Origin of the sequence: Paenibacillus sp. FSL H7-0703 (assembly GCF_038003485.1) — a bacterium.
Taxonomy (GTDB): Bacteria; Bacillota; Bacilli; order Paenibacillales; family Paenibacillaceae; genus Paenibacillus; species Paenibacillus polymyxa_B.
The window spans coordinates 33507-49495 of sequence record NZ_JBBOPF010000002.1; the positions used below are offsets into that span (position 1 = coordinate 33507).

The 15989-nt window shown below is 44.1% G+C and carries 11 protein-coding genes; 1 reads left to right on the plus strand and 10 read right to left on the minus strand.

Annotation, left to right across the window (positions count from 1 at the left end):
• Window positions 1–108: 108 nt before the first annotated feature.
• The 7 genes from metG to adhE all read right to left on the minus strand — a co-directional run bounded on the left by metG (window position 109) and on the right by adhE (window position 12032).
• Window positions 109–2127, minus strand: coding sequence for a methionine--tRNA ligase (gene metG / locus MHB46_RS24570; RefSeq protein ID WP_013310841.1), 2019 nt, complete (start codon window positions 2125–2127; stop codon window positions 109–111).
• A 414-nt stretch (window positions 2128–2541) separates the two neighbouring features.
• Window positions 2542–2832 carry a membrane protein insertion efficiency factor YidD gene (gene yidD / locus MHB46_RS24575; protein WP_341163808.1) on the minus strand — a complete coding sequence of 97 codons (291 nt, stop codon included), beginning with the start codon at window positions 2830–2832 and terminating at the stop codon, window positions 2542–2544.
• A gap of 1 nt (window position 2833) precedes the next feature.
• Entirely contained in the window at window positions 2834–3325 is a 492-nt protein-coding gene (locus MHB46_RS24580; protein ID WP_013310843.1) for a Fur family transcriptional regulator, read from the minus strand.
• A 253-nt stretch (window positions 3326–3578) separates the two neighbouring features.
• A complete protein-coding gene (locus MHB46_RS24585; protein WP_341163809.1) occupies window positions 3579–5801 on the minus strand; it encodes a copper amine oxidase N-terminal domain-containing protein in 2223 nt (740 codons plus the stop codon).
• A 218-nt stretch (window positions 5802–6019) separates the two neighbouring features.
• Window positions 6020–6778, minus strand: a complete 759-nt coding sequence (gene pflA / locus MHB46_RS24590; RefSeq protein WP_013310845.1) for a pyruvate formate-lyase-activating protein — start codon at window positions 6776–6778, stop codon at window positions 6020–6022.
• Between the two features lie 51 nt (window positions 6779–6829).
• A complete protein-coding gene (gene pflB, locus MHB46_RS24595; RefSeq protein WP_103048672.1) occupies window positions 6830–9091 on the minus strand; it encodes a formate C-acetyltransferase in 2262 nt (753 codons plus the stop codon).
• A gap of 328 nt (window positions 9092–9419) precedes the next feature.
• On the minus strand, window positions 9420–12032 hold the full coding sequence (gene adhE, locus MHB46_RS24600; RefSeq protein ID WP_341163810.1) for a bifunctional acetaldehyde-CoA/alcohol dehydrogenase: 2613 nt from the start codon (window positions 12030–12032) through the stop codon (window positions 9420–9422).
• 258 nt (window positions 12033–12290) lie between these two features.
• Between adhE and MHB46_RS24605 the strand changes: the two genes are divergently transcribed.
• Entirely contained in the window at window positions 12291–13007 is a 717-nt protein-coding gene (locus MHB46_RS24605) for a Crp/Fnr family transcriptional regulator (RefSeq protein ID WP_013310849.1), read from the plus strand.
• 139 nt (window positions 13008–13146) lie between these two features.
• Here MHB46_RS24605 and MHB46_RS24610 read toward each other — a convergent pair whose 3' ends face one another.
• The 3 genes from MHB46_RS24610 to MHB46_RS24620 all read right to left on the minus strand — a co-directional run bounded on the left by MHB46_RS24610 (window position 13147) and on the right by MHB46_RS24620 (window position 15977).
• Entirely contained in the window at window positions 13147–13914 is a 768-nt protein-coding gene (locus MHB46_RS24610; protein ID WP_341163811.1) for a DODA-type extradiol aromatic ring-opening family dioxygenase, read from the minus strand.
• Window positions 13915–14654: 740 nt separating this feature from the next.
• Window positions 14655–14999: a winged helix-turn-helix transcriptional regulator gene (locus MHB46_RS24615; RefSeq protein WP_071641521.1), complete on the minus strand. Its 345-nt coding sequence runs from the start codon at window positions 14997–14999 to the stop codon at window positions 14655–14657.
• Between the two features lie 246 nt (window positions 15000–15245).
• Window positions 15246–15977, minus strand: coding sequence for a ThuA domain-containing protein (locus MHB46_RS24620; protein ID WP_322171439.1), 732 nt, complete (start codon window positions 15975–15977; stop codon window positions 15246–15248).
• Window positions 15978–15989 lie beyond the last annotated feature (12 nt).

A 15989-nucleotide genomic window follows, 5' to 3' on the forward strand; every position in this document is an offset into this window, starting at 1 on the left:
ACATACGTGTAGCGGGAGCAAAATATGATGCAAGCCAAAAAGCGCATGCCCAGGAAGAATGATTCCCGGACATACGCTCATTACGTTCTTTTATTTTTACATAGCGTACTACTTTACAACTGCACCATTCGGCATACCTTCCGGTACGGTGGCCAGCGTAAGCTGATCTCCATGTGATGCTGCCAAAATCATACCTTGCGACAGCTCTCCCCGAAGTTTTACTGGCTTAAGATTGGTCACACAGATCACCTTGCGTCCAATGATATCTTCAGGTGTATAAAACTTCGCAATCCCTGATACTACCTGCCGCTGCTCATAACCAAGATCAAGTTGGAGCTTCAACAGTTTATCGGCCTTCTTCACTGGCTCGCAGGCGACGACCTGAGCAACGCGCAGTTCTACCTTGGCAAAATCCTCAATGCCAATCTCTTCCTTTGCCTCCGGGGCTTCCTGGCTCGCCTCAGATGCATTTTGCGGTTGAACTTGTGCTGTAGCTTCTTCCGGTTTCTTCCCCCCAGTCATTGCTTCCACGATAAAAGCAACCTCTTGCTCTGAATCCAGACGTGGGAAGATCGGATTACCTTTGACCAGCTGCGTTCCTTCCGGAATACGACCAAACTGCTTGCCGCTATCCCATGTAGTCAGCTCACCTTGGCTAATACCGAGCTGTTCCCAAATTTTATGAGGAGCACGGGTTAAGAATGGCTGGAGTAAGATGGAAGCGATGCGCAAGCTTTCTACCAAATGCAACATAACAGATGACAATTCGCGACGTTTTGCCTCATCCTTAGCCAAATTCCATGGTTGCGTCTCGTCAATATACTTGTTGCTACGGCTAATAAATTGGCTAATCGCCGTTAATGCCACGGAAAACTCCATGTTTTCCATGGCTTCTTCTACTTTGCTATAAGTCGATGTTGCCATGTCTTCCAAAGCTCCGTCGAATGCTGTTACATTCGCTTCATAAGCCGGAACCTTGCCATCAAAATATTTATCTACCATCGCCACGGTACGATTCAACAAGTTGCCCAGATCATTTGCCAAATCCGAATTAACTCGATCTACAAAACTTTCTGGTGTAAATGTTCCGTCTGCCCCAAAAGGCACCTCGCGCAGTAAGTAGTAACGAAGTTGGTCCAGACCATAACGGTCAATCAACGTCACCGGGTCTACAACATTGCCTTTAGATTTCGACATTTTACCGTCTTTCATGAGCAGCCAACCATGTGCAAATACTTTTTTAGGCAACGGAAGATCCAGCGCCATCAGCATGATCGGCCAATATATCGTGTGGAACCTTACAATCTCTTTACCTACGATATGCACATTTGCAGGCCAGAATTTATCATACAACTCGGTATTGGAAGAGCCATAACCCAAGGCTGTGATGTAGTTGGAAAGTGCGTCAATCCAAACATACACGACATGCTTCGGATCCCCCTTCACCTTAATGCCCCAATCGAAGGTAGTACGTGATACTGCCAAATCCTCCAGACCCGGCTTGATGAAGTTATTGATCATCTCTTTTTTACGTGATTCCGGCTGGATAAACTGTGGGTTCTCTTCATAAAATTGCAGCAACCGATCAGCATACTTGCTCATACGGAAAAAGTAACACTCTTCCTTGACCAGTTCTACAGGGTGTCCACTATCCGGGCTTTTTCCTCCAGCCACATTGCCTTCGGCGTCCTTCACCACGTCAACCAGCTGAGTTTCTGTGTAATACGTCTCGTCAGGGATGCTGTACCAGCCTTCGTATTCTCCCTTGTAAATATCGCCTTGCTTCAGCAAACGATCAAAAATTTCCTGTACGACAGCCTTATGACGTTCCTCCGTAGTACGGATAAAATCGTCATTGGAAATGTCGAGCTTCCGCCACAGTTCTTGAATACCTGCCACAATATCATCTACGAAACGTTGCGGCGTTTTGCCTGCTGCACTCGCTTTCTGCTCAATCTTCTGACCATGCTCATCCGTTCCTGTCAAATAGCGCACTTCATAACCACGTAGCCGCTTGTAACGGGCCATTGCATCTCCCGCAACCGTCGTGTAAGCATGACCTATATGTAGCTTGTCGCTCGGATAATAGATCGGTGTCGTAATGTAAAATGTGTTCTCATTGGACATGTGTGTTGCCTCCTGTTTTGTTCACGGCAGCTCGATAAGATCTGCTGACATGATGGTACTCCAATTCATGAATTTGGCACAAATTGGGCACAAAAAAGACCCCCGCCCCTATGGGACGAGAGTCACCTCACGCGTTACCACCCAATTTTCCTGTATCCTCGCAGACTACAGGCTTCACCGGTCACATCTGACCGCCCATTAACGCTGGAACACGCCTCCCCCTTACGCTTGCCTCCTAAGCACTAATAACTGTGGCAAATACGCTCGAAAAAGGTTCCTCCAGGACCATATTCAGGCTTCGCTCCAGACCGGTTTGCAGCTAACCCCGGCTCTCTGTACTGGACGGTTTACCCTACTCATCCCTTCGCAGGAAAACAATATTAACCAAAATATAACCAAATCCGCATAGCGCTGTCAAGTCAGACCCTTCTTGGAGTGGGTAGCCAAACGATCTTCGCTAGACCTATCTGTTCCCTTTTTTGCAGGAGGGACCAAATCTACGCCGCCCGGATGAAAGGGATGGCACTTGGCTATACGCTTAGCAGCAAGCCATGAACCTTTGAGTGCACCATGCACCTCTACCGCCTCCAACGCGTACGCCGAACACGTTGGATAGAATCGGCAGGTAGCCGGCTTTAACGGTGAGATATAGGAACGATAAAACTTAATCGGAGCCTGTGCCACTCTGCGTGTGGTGATTTTCATTTCAGTAGCCCCCGTGGCTGTGAGTGTGACTGCTCGTCTGTCTGAATCCCCCATCCGAATTACTATCAGTATGCCCATTCTTCTGTTGACAATCTTTGCAATAACCAAAAATTTCAAACTTGTGCTCGACGATTTGGAATTGATCCGTTGTATCTGTCATTTGCATTGGGCAAAAAGAAATCGGTAATGTTTTCTGACAGCTCAAGCAAATCATATGGTGATGGTGATGATGCTCATTACAGCTCACCTTAAACTTCATTCCATCCTCAAAAGATACCTGTTCCAACACACCCAATTCCTGCATTACACGCAGATTACGATAAACCGTATCAAAGCTAAGTCCACTGTACTTCTTACCCATATATTCATAAACGTCTTTGGGGGACAGATACCCTTCATTCTCGGAAAATAACGTGGCCAACGTCTTGCGCTGATCTGTAATACGCAGACCCTGAGCGGACATTGTTGCAATAATCTCATCCTTTGTCAGCATGCGTTTCACCCTCCCCTGTCTGTAGTTTCAGGTTTTCTGATGCAGGCTTAGGCTTGCATCTATTTATTATACCACGATTAAAGTCAATATTATAAGAGATATTCGGATCTAGACATAAGAAAAAGACGCTCTCCGGCGCTACGATTAAATTCGCAGCAGGAGAACGCCTATATTCTGCAAGTGACATCGACTTTTAAACGGTGAATGACGAGACCCAAGGTCTAAGCCGGTAAACAGCACCGGTTATTTCATATTAATTTTTAATAGCTGGCAAAGGCATAACTACTACGGAAACCGGCAAGTTACTTCCTGCAGCAGCAGTGAAATACATCTCTACACTTTCCTCGATATGCCCTGTGCGATACAGCACACTCATCTCATTTGGAGCCCATACTGCGCCGTTCGTCGGGATACCCACAACCTGATTGTTTACCATCGCATAGCCGGAATATTCGCCTCCACGCGGGTTGAACGTAATCAGTGAATACGGCGCTACATGATCCAATTTAACTTTATATACAACACCAAAATTACCGGCATTGGAAGCAGAAGAGCCGTCCAGACCGTCCGTACCAATCAGGTTCGGATCTACCTTATTATCACCAAGAACGATACGTTGAGCTGTTTTACCAACCTCTTCGGTATAATTGAGCGAGATATCAGCATTAGCGTACGTTCCACGGTTGTGAATTCCGTCTTTCGGAAGTTTTGCCAGAGTAGGCAGTACGGTCATAGGATCTGCATTCGCATCCACCATAATAACCGTATATTGGATTGGTTGATCCGTGTATAGATCGGACAATAGAGAAATGACCTGCTTTTGCTTCATTTTTTTCTCGTTCAAATCCTGCAAAATAATACGGCTTTCACCCGGATTCAGAACCGTACTAGAACGTTTGCTTCCATCTATCATAGATTGAAAATATTTTTGAATTGAAACTTTACCCGCTGCCGTTGCAAATTCAGATGGTCCAGCAAAACCGGAATTTTCGACATTCAGGTTGGTAGCAGTAATATTGTTGTTGGTCGCAATCACGTACATTTTCACATCTCGACCCGTTTCATTCACATGATGGACGAGTATGCGCGTGCTGCCTGATCCGGTTTCCTGATACACAATTCCATCCTGAAATACACGTTCCGGGCTGTTAGCACGGATCAAAAGACGCGGAGAAGATGTACTAGTCAAAGGAATGGTAGCCATGGTAGGCACCTGACTGCCGTCTACTGTATATTTATCACCATATGGTGTGAAGATTTTATTGAAATCATCTTCGTTGTACAGCAATTCATTCGTAATTTTAATTGTTTCACTTTTGGTACCTGTTACGCCGTGCTTATCAGTCACGGTGAGTGTGATTGTTACATCACCTGGTTGGAAGAAGGCAAGTTTCTTATTCTCCCAATCACGCTTAGTGATAGCATTCTCATCATCTGTACTCAGGTCGGTAATGGTGATTTTCTCACCCATTTTGTACTCTTTTTTATCAGTTGTAAACAGAGCCACTGGCGGCTGATTTGGTGGCCTTACTGTAATTGTAACTGAGTAAGGATCACTCCAGTTCCCAGCAGAGTCAAGAACAGAATAGGTAACTACATATGTACCCGGCTCCTGAAATATGTCCTGCTTACCTTCCCAACGTTGGTTCACAATCGGAAGACCTGTAGGAGAAGATTCCTTCGTCAAATACGTAACTTGGGTTTCGCCCGCATAGATATCTTTTTGTTGAACCGTGAAGGAAGCTTTAGGTTTCTGATTCAAATCCATGATAACTTGTTTAGTCGTATTATTCACAGTATAAGGAATATTTAAGGCCTGTGTAATCGAGGTCAATGGCACCATAAATACGTTCTTTTGCTGAAAAGCAGGTCCCTTCATTTGTCTGGCTTCACCGTTAACCGTATAAACCTTGCTGTCTGTTTTGAAGCGCATGACATTTATTCCTTGTGTGATTACGGTTTCTTTGGTGGCAGTGTCATAACTAAACTGCAATCCGACACGGCTGACAAGTGAACGGATAGCTACATAGGAAACTCCGTCCTTCACGGTCATCGGCTGAGTTGCTGTGTACACCTGTCCGTTTTGTTCCATTTTCGCGCTGTTTAAGTACAAAATCAATTGATTAGCACCCATGGATGTTGGAGCTCCACCAGGATTGGTGATCGTTCCGTCTCCACCGTATACATCATTGGATACGTTCGATCCGTTGGTTGTATCCGTAGGCAGGCCAGTCAATGGATCATTGGATACGCCTGTGTTATTAGGTGTCACCGTGTCAGTTTGTGTGCTAGTTCCATCTTGATCTCCGATGCTATTCTGAACGCCTGAATCAGCAACATTGGCCTGAGCCTGCTGTGCGCTAACCGAATCGGTGGATTGAACGGTTGTTGATGCTGCTTCTGCTCCTACAGGGGCTACTGCGGCCACCTGAGCTACCGCAAGGGCGGTGAGCATGGTCCATTTCTTGAAATTCATTGTCTGTCTCCTTCTATCACCAAATTATTATCATTCCCGTAAAAAGTCATACTATTAGACGCGTCAGTTGTTAAAAAGTTTCTGGAAATTTTGCTGATCATGAAAAAAAGGGAACTTTCTCCTGTGACTGCAAAAAATTCAACAACAAAAAACCGCCGCCCATCTGACCTGATGTGGCGGCGGCTTCATTACTAGGAAATAGCTTTGAGCCATTTACATTATGATGGACGACAGACAGCATTCTTTCCTGCAGTCTCCAGACGCCCCTCTTCAATGAGTCGGTATGCACGTTGAACTTCTTCATCTGTAGGAGATGGAACTCCCTCTAACGGATACTCCTTACCAAGCATTTCCCATTTGTAAACACCCATTTGATGGTAAGGTAAAATTTCGAATTTCTCGACTCCGTTCAACGTTCCGATAAACCGTCCCAAATTCAATAAATCTTGCTCGTCATCATGAATACCCGGTACAAATACGTGTCTAATCCACATTTTGCGCCCTTGCTCAGACAACCAGCGAGCCGTACTTAGCATACGGTCGTTAGACTTGCCTGTAAGCTTAATATGCTTGTCATTGTCAATATGCTTAATATCCAGTAGCACCAAGTCTGTTACGTCCAGCAGTTCATGGATACGGCCCGCGTCATTAAATCCGTTACTGTCCAGTGTCGTGTGCAAATTCCACCGACGTTTCACTTCTTTGAACAGCTCTGCGACAAAATGAGCTTGCAGCGTCGGTTCTCCACCGGATACGGTCAATCCGCCTCCTGAAGAACGGTAATAGGCTAAATACGGCTCAATCTCAGCCAATACCTCCTCCAACGTCATCGGATTACCTTCATTCAAGGCCCAAGTGTCCGGGTTATGGCAATATTGACATTTCAACAAGCATCCTTGCATAAAGAGCACGAAGCGGATGCCGGGACCATCGACGGTCCCGAAGGTTTCCAATGAGTGTATGTGACCTTTCAACATGTTGCATCATCCTTCCCGCATCCGCTATGCGTGCGTCATTGTAATACTTATTTACATTGTACCGTGGAAAGTACGGTTAATAACATCCAATTGTTGTTCACGAGTCAGCTTGATAAAGTTAACGGCATAGCCGGAAACACGAATCGTAAGCTGTGGATAGTTTTCTGGGTGCTCCATTGCATCCAACAGTTGTTCGCGAGCAAACACATTGACATTCAGATGATGTGCGTGGCTTCCAAAGTAGCCATCCATCATCGAAACAAGGTTTGTTTTGCGTGTTTCTTCTTCTTTACCCAGTGCTTTAGGCACGATGGAGAAGGTGTTCGAGATACCATCCAGACTGTGTTCATAAGGCAATTTGGCTACGGAACTCAGAGATGCCAAAGCACCTTTTTTATCACGGCCGTGCATTGGGTTTGCCCCTGGTGCAAACGGTTCGCCTGCTTTACGTCCATCTGGTGTTGTACCTGTTTTCTTACCGTACACCACGTTGGAAGTAATAGTCAGTACAGATTGAGTAGGAACCGCATTACGATAAGCTTTATGCTTGCGAATCATGCTCATGAAGCTTTCTACCAGTTCCACAGCGATGTTATCTACACGGTCATCGTTGTTACCATAGCAAGGATATTCGCCTTCGATTTCAAAGTCAACGGCAATCCCTTTTTCGTTACGGATTGGTTTAACTTTTGCAAATTTAATGGCACTCAAGGAGTCGGTAGCAACTGACAGACCCGCAATACCACAAGCCATGGTACGGAGAATATCACGATCATGCAACGCCATTTCAATGCGTTCGTAGCTATATTTATCATGCATGTAGTGAATAACATTCAAAGTGTTCATGTACAGTTTTGCCAACCATTCCATCATAGGTTTGAAGCGGCTCAACACTTCTTCATAATCCAGAACTTCACCTGTAATGGCTGGGAATTCAGGCCCTACTTGAACGCCAGATTTTTCATCTTTACCACCGTTAATTGCATACAGCAGAGCTTTAGCCAAGTTGGCACGAGCACCAAAGAATTGCATTTGCTTACCGATTTTCATTGCCGATACACAACAAGCAATACCATAATCGTCTCCATAAATTGGACGCATCAGATCGTCATTTTCGTACTGAATGGAGCTAGTTTCAATAGAAACTTTCGCACAATATTTTTTGAAGCCTTCAGGCAATTTTTCCGACCACAGTACAGTCAGGTTCGGCTCCGGTGCAGGTCCCAGATTGTAGAGGGTGTGCAGGAAACGGAAGCTGTTTTTAGTTACCCGTGTTTCTCCAGTTACGGACATACCACCAATGGACTCAGTAACCCAAGTTGGATCTCCACTGAATAGTTCATTATAGTCAGGTGTGCGCAAGAACTTAACAATACGCAATTTCATAACAAAATGATCGACCAGTTCTTGAGCTTGTTCTTCTGTCATTGTACCCTCTTCCATATCACGTTGAGAGTAAATATCAAGGAAGGAAGATACACGTCCTAAGGACATTGCTGCACCATTTTGTTCTTTGATTGCTGCAAGATATCCAAAATATACCCATTGGAAAGCTTCTTTCGCATTGTTAGCAGGTTTTGAAATATCAAAACCGTGCTCAGCAGCCATTTGTTTCAGTTCATTCAAAGCACGAATTTGTTCGGAAATTTCCTCACGCAGACGAATTACGTCTTCTTCCATGGAATCAACTTCAAGGCTTTTCAGTTGCAGCTTTTTATCTTGGATCAAGAAGTCTGCACCATACAAAGCTACACGACGATAGTCACCGATAATACGACCACGACCGTATGCATCAGGCAGACCAGTAATGATACCAGCTTTACGGGCTGCTCTCATTTCATCTGTATAAGCATCAAATACACCTTGGTTGTGAGTTTTACGAATATGAGTGAAAATATCAATGATACTTTCTGGTACTTCAAACCCATAGGCTTTACAAGCGTCGATCATCATCCGAATTCCACCAAACGGCTGCAAAGAGCGTTTGAATGGAGCATCTGTTTGTACACCGACAATTTGCTCTTTATCCCGGTCTAGATAACCCGGTTTATGTGAAATAATAGTGGATGGCGTATTCACGTCTACATCAAGCACGCCGCCGTTTGCCAACTCTTTTTTGGTAAGATCGGATACAATATCCCACAATGCAGTTGTGTTGGCGGTAGGACCAACCAAAAATTCTTCATTGCCAACATAAGGTAAGATATTAGTTTCAATAAAATCGTTGACGTTAACTTCTTTAGTCCATTTGCCTTTTTTAAAACCTCTCCAGCCAGATTGTTGCTCTTGTAATTCTCTCTCAATCACCGACATGTAAATCCCTCCAAATTGTTTGGTCTTCCGGACTTGTGATTTTTTTCACGATAAAGCTATTTCTTGAGCCCGGCCTGTTCACCGATGCCTTACGCTCAGTGTCGGGACCTTTCTTACACCCTTATTGTAGAATAATGATAGAGTGTAGTATGTGATAAAAATCACAATATGAGTGATTTTTATCACTTTATTTTCCCTAGCTTCACGCCTATATCCTTAGCCTTGCCGTTCACCTCCCTTCCCAAACCAACAGGCCCTCTATATAGAGAGCCTGCATCGGTATTGAACGAGAAAATGCTTTTTCACAAGCCTCTTCGTACCTATTATATTATTGGTCAAAACGTCCGTAGAAGGCATTGCGATAGACATCAGCCAACTCAGTAACCAGCGGCAACTTCGGATTCGCAGTTGTACATTGATCTTCAAAAGCGCGGTCAGCCAGATAGTCTACACGTGATTCGAAATCCTTCGCATCGAAACCGATTTGTTGGAACGATTCCTCGATACCAAGTGTTTTGTTCATCTTACGGATCGCTTCGATCAAGCTGTTAACCCCTTCTTCGGTGGTACGTGCAGGCAGTCCCAGTATGCGCGCAATTTCTGCATAACGCTCATCCGCAACAAAGTGCGAATATTTAGGGAACGAAGCAAATTTTGTCGGTTTTTTCGCATTATAGCGAATGACGTGCGGCATCAAAATGGCATTCGTGCGGCCATGCGCTGTGTGGTATTGTCCACCCCATTTATGTGCAAGACTGTGGTTAATGCCCAAGAATGCATTAGCAAACGCCATACCAGCAAGTGTGGAAGCATTATGCATTTTTTCACGAGCCAGCTTATCACCGGTCAGAGCCGATTGTTCCAGGTATTGGAATACCAATTGAATGGCTTTAATCGCCAGACCGTCTGTGTAGTCATTAGCCATTACGGACACGTAAGCCTCGATAGCATGTGTCAGAACGTCCATACCTGTGTCCGCTACAGCTGTTTTAGGCAGCGAATATACAAACACTGGGTCAATAATTGCCACATCAGGAGTCAACTCATAGTCAGCCAGCGGGTACTTCGTGTTGCCCAGGTTTTTGTCCGTAATTACTGCGAACGATGTAACTTCGGACCCTGTACCCGAGGTTGTAGGGATAGCTACAAATTGTGCTTTTTGACCCAAACGTGGGTACTTGTAAATCCGTTTACGGATATCCATGAATTTTTGTTTTAAGTTATTGAAATCAGTATCTGGATATTCATAGAACATCCACATGCCTTTAGCCGCATCCATTGGCGAACCGCCGCCCAGTGCGATGATGCAATCCGGTTGGAAACGTCTCATCATTTCAGTACCACGTTCTACCGTAACTGTCGATGGATCTGGCTCTACTTCAGAGAACACTTCGATAGCTACTGGTGTTTGGCGTTGATGCAGATAATGAATAACACGATCTACATATCCCAGTTGTACCATCATAGGGTCCGTGATAATGGCTACACGTGTGATATCAGGCATTTTAGCAAGATACTGTGTCGAATTTTTCTCAAAATAGATTTTGGAAGGTACTTTGAACCATTGCATATTCACCGTCCGTTTCGCCACCCTTTTCACATTAATCAAATTGACTGCCGATACGTTCGACGAAGTCGAGTTACGACCGTACGAACCGCAACCGAGTGTCAACGAAGGAAGGTTGGTGTTGTAAATGTCGCCAATCGCACCATGTGTGGAAGGTGCATTTACAATGATACGTCCTGTTTGCAGACGGTTTGCGAAGCGAGCGATAACGTCCTCATCGTTCGAATGAATAGCGGACGAGTGGCCCATGCCCCCGAATTCCACGACTTCAGCAGCGCGTTGAATACCTTGTTCTGCATTTTTTACTTTATAGCAAGCCAATACAGGACTCAATTTTTCCGCAGACAATGGGAATTTTGTTCCTACCCCTTCAATCTCAGCGACCAAAATTTTAGTTCCTGCTGGTACTGTGATACCACTCATTTCAGCAATTTTCACAGCAGACTGCCCGACGATAGCTGGGTTCACTGCACATTTCTCGACATTCATAGCTCCTTGAGTGAGCTTAGCTGCTTCTTCTTTATTTACAAAATAGCAGCCGTTAGCGATCATCAATTTTTTCACTTGTTCGAAGATTGGCTCTTCGATAATAACCGCTTGCTCGGAAGCACAAATCATACCGTTGTCGAAAGATTTAGAGAGGATGAGATCGTTCACAGCCTGCTTGATGTCTGCTGTTTTTTCAATAAAGCAAGGCACGTTACCTGGGCCTACACCCAGAGCAGGTTTACCGCAGCTATATGCCGCCTTAACCATGCCTGATCCACCAGTTGCCAGAATCAGCGCCACATCAGGGTGGTTCATCAGTACATTGGTCTTATCCATCGAAGGTGCTTCAATCCATTGAATACAATCAGCTGGAGCACCATGTTTAACAGCTGCTTCGAGCAAGACGCGGGCTGCTTCCGCACTACACGATTGAGCAGATGGATGGAAACCGAAAATGATTGGGTTACGTGTTTTAATGGCAATCAACGCTTTGAACATCGTAGTCGAAGTCGGGTTTGTCACTGGAGTGATCCCCATGATAATTCCGACTGGCTCTGCTATCTTTTGAAAACTCTCAAAATCATTGTCCTCAATGACACCGACGGTTTTTTCATTTTTGATACTATGATAGACATATTCTGTTGCAAACATGTTTTTGGTGATTTTGTCCTCGTACACACCGCGTCCTGTTTCTTCAACAGCCATCTTCGCCAGGTACATGTGTTTATCCATCCCTGCAAGTGCCATAGCTTGTACGATTTCGTCAATCTGTTCCTGATTCATACTCATGAAAGCTTGCTGTGCCCGGTTTCCCCGGTCAATCAGCGTTTGAATATACTGCTCTGCGCTTTGCTCTTTTTGGATAACCTCGTTTTTAACAGCCATTTCCCTCATCCTCCTGTTATCTCGTGTACTATCTCTTGTTCACGCACTGATCGTAACACAGCTTTTCAAGATATATTGTGATTTTTTTCACAATCTATTTAAAATTTTATTTTATGAAGTGAATTAAATCACAAAGTTTGGAATTCTGCCACTTTTACCCCCTCTTCTTGCCCCAAAAACTCATTGCACAGGTATATAATGAATTTGAATTGATCAAGTTGCAGATAAAAAACATAGGATACAAAGGGGAAATGGACGATGAGAAACCCTACAAATGTAATGGAAGCCCGCGGCAACACCTGTTGCTTCTCGGAGGCCAGCTTCAACCGATTGCAAGTGATGATGAAAGATCGAGTTATGCCAGAAAGCTCGCATCTGTTCTGGGAAGGAGATACAGCGGATAAGCTGTTTTATATTAAGCGCGGACGCGTGAAAGTAACCAAAACAACGGATGAGGGTAAGGAACTTATTCTATATATGTATCAAAGCGGCGATCTTGTTGGTCAAGCTGATCCATTTTTCGGCACCAAGCATTCCTTTTCTGCTGAGGTTCTGGAAGACAGTGATATTGGCGTAATCGATCATACAGATCTGGAGCTGCTTATTTGCCAACATTGTGATTTTGCGATTGATTTTATGAAATGGATGGGTTCGCATCACCGCATTACTCAGACTAAGTTCCGCGATTTGATGATGTACGGCAAGCCAGGCGCTTTATGTTCGACACTCATCCGTCTATGCAATACCTATGGTGAGCCTCACGGCGAACATATCCTGATTCATAAGAAAATTACTCATACTGACTTATCTAATATGATCGGTGCGACCCGGGAAAGCGTAAACCGGATGCTTAGTGATCTACGTAAGAAAAATGCAGTAGAATACGATAATGGCATGATTGTTGTCAAGGATTTGGAAATGCTGCAAGGCGTATGTCATTGTGAATTGTGCCCTCGTGAGATTTGCCGGATATAATAAATTGTTTTTTATGTAAAAGGGAGTGTTATAAGCCATTATAGCTTATAACACTCCCTAATTTATTTCCACTCCCCTACTTATACAGGAGCAGTAGCGAAGCATTTTAACAATAGTCCTTCTTCTGGCAACAAACTTTCTAAAACTGTAAGCATAGATAACTTAAATTCCCCATCTCATAGCTTCTATGGATGACCTTGGCTTTGTTTGCAGGATTTCCACTCCCCATCGCAATAAACAACGGTACAAAGTGCTCTGCTCTTGGTACGGCCTGACGAGCATACGGTGCTTCACTTTCATAGTGATCCAAAGCCTCTATATCTCTACTTTGCACTTTTTCAATAATCCAATTATCAAAATCTATAGCCCAAGGTTCTGTTTTCGTTTCCCCCCATTTGACGATACGCAGATTATGAACAGTCACTCCACTGCCAATGACCAGAATATCCTGTTCTCCCAGTCCACGTAGCACTTCACCAATGACATATTGTGCTTTGGGCGAGAGATATGGATTTACAGAGATCTGAACTATCGGAATGTCTGCCTCAGGATACATACGATGCAACAATGTCCAGGATCCATGATCCAGTCCCCTCACCCGATCAGTTTGTACGTCAATACCCTTTTGTTCATATAATTTTTCCAACTTATTGGCCAGTTCGACAGAACCATGTGCTGGATATTTCACCGCGTACAGTTCCGGTGGGAAACCACCAAAATCATAAATGGTATCGTACACGTCATCCATCGAACTGATCGTTAACGTTTGCGCTTCCCAATGAGCAGTAAAGATAACAACCGCTTTAGGACGAATGCTTTTCCCCAGTTGCTCTAAAAATGAAGTATAGTCTGTCTGTTCAATAGCAAGCATCGGTGAGCCGTGGGCCAAAAATAAAGATGGCATCATATAAATATCCCCTTGTCATCAATAATTTATTTTATTCATTAAGTAACTTTATGTAAGTAATAGTACATAAGTAACAGAGTTATGTCAACACAGACTCCAACATACACTTAGATCAGTGATTCCATAAATAAAGATTGATATAGGTATAAGGTCATAGTAATATGTAACTAATAAATTTCAAAATTTCACTATACTTCGATACAAAGGACTGGTTTCTATGGAGATGCATAATTCTAATTGCCCAAAATGTGGTTCCGTTTTTCGTCAGAACCTTAGAAACCTGTGTAGTACTTGTATTCAGGAAGAAAATATATTCTTAGACCGCTGTTCTAACTATCTATGGAAGCATCCTTCTACTCATACCCGCCAGCTCAGTGATGTAACCGGCACACCTATAGAATTACTCACAGACTGGGTAAGAGCAGGCAAGTTTCCCTCCACATACAGTCAGCTCGATTATCCTTGTGAGTCCTGCCGTTCCCCTATTTATGCAGGAAGACTTTGCCATTCCTGTCTGGGTACATTCCGTTCGGCCGCGCTGGATATTCAAACCCGTGTGCCCCGCCGTACAACAGCAGCATTATTCTCAGTTGCAGGGCGCGTCAAAGGCTATTAGCCGTGCTACCTATGCACATCATTTCTGTGATATGGATAAGTAGTCCTATACACAAAATAAAAAAACAGCCTTTTTCCTAGGAAAAGGCTGTTTTGCTATGAGAAACGCTTATTTAGTTTGGTGCTCATCTAATCCATTCCTCAGCCCAAAATTGAATCTGTTCCATAACCGGCTGAAGTGCACGGCCTTTGGTTGTTAGCTCGTATTCAATGCGGACAGGAGTTTCCGGATATACATGACGTGTAAGAATTCCTTCATTTTCCAAATCTTTCATCCGCTCTGATAACATTTTGTCACTCATTGTGGGAATCAGATTGGAAATATCCTTAAACCGCTTAGGACCGCTCATCATGGATTGAATAATTAATCCATTCCAACGCTTGCCCAAACATGAAAAGGCGGTTTCAAAACGCGGACACATTTTTGCACATTGCGGTTGACTCTCCAAATTTTTCACCTTCTTTTGCATTTCGGTTTGATAAAGCTTTCCTTTTGTTAGTATATATCATTTTAGCATACTTTATCCCGAAAGAAAACACTTTCTTCTTAAATTAAATACCTGCGCCGATAAAGTTGCCATGACCAAAACTGATTATACAACAAACCAACACAGCAGGTATATGTCTAAATCGTTAAATACAAAAAGGCGGAATCCCAAGAGGTTCCGCCTATCAGTCTGTTCATTATACAGCTCATCCATATGTGATGATTGTCATTATACCAACACTCCACCGAGAGGTCTTACAGGTTCACTCCTACCATATATTGGTTTGTTAATACTTGTCGGAGAAGTCCAACGAATGCTGTTGGCGATAACTTTCAAAATATCAGGCTGGTAATAAGTCGGATAGGTCTCATGACCTGGGCGGAAATAGAATATCTTACCGCTACCTCGGCGGAAGGTACATCCGGTTCTAAATACTTCGCCGCCTTCAAAGTTACTAACAAATACCAGTTCATCCGGCGTAGGAATATCAAAGAACTCGCCATACATCTCTTCCTGCTTTAACAAAATTTTGGCATCTATGCCTTCTGCAATGGGATGTGACGGATTCACCGACCAAATAATCTCCTGTTCACCTGCTACCCTCCATTTCAGGTCACAGCTCGTGCCCATTAGGGCTTTGAATGGCTTGGAAAAATGGCCTGAGTGCAGCACGATCAACCCCATTCCTTCCTGCACTCGCTTGACAACACGCGCCGTAACTTCATCGCTCACCTGATCGTGGGCTTTATGCCCCCACCACAGCAGCACATCTGTGGAATTCAGAATATCTTCTCCCAAACCATGCTCGGCATCATCACGCAGAGTAGCTGTTCGAATGGCAAATCCCTCTCCTGCCAGGCCGTCAGCCAACGCTTTGTGTATCCCATCAGGATATATCTGTTTGGCTTCATCATTCAACTTTTCGTTCAAAAATTCATTCCAAATGGTGACGTTAATCATCAACATTTCCCC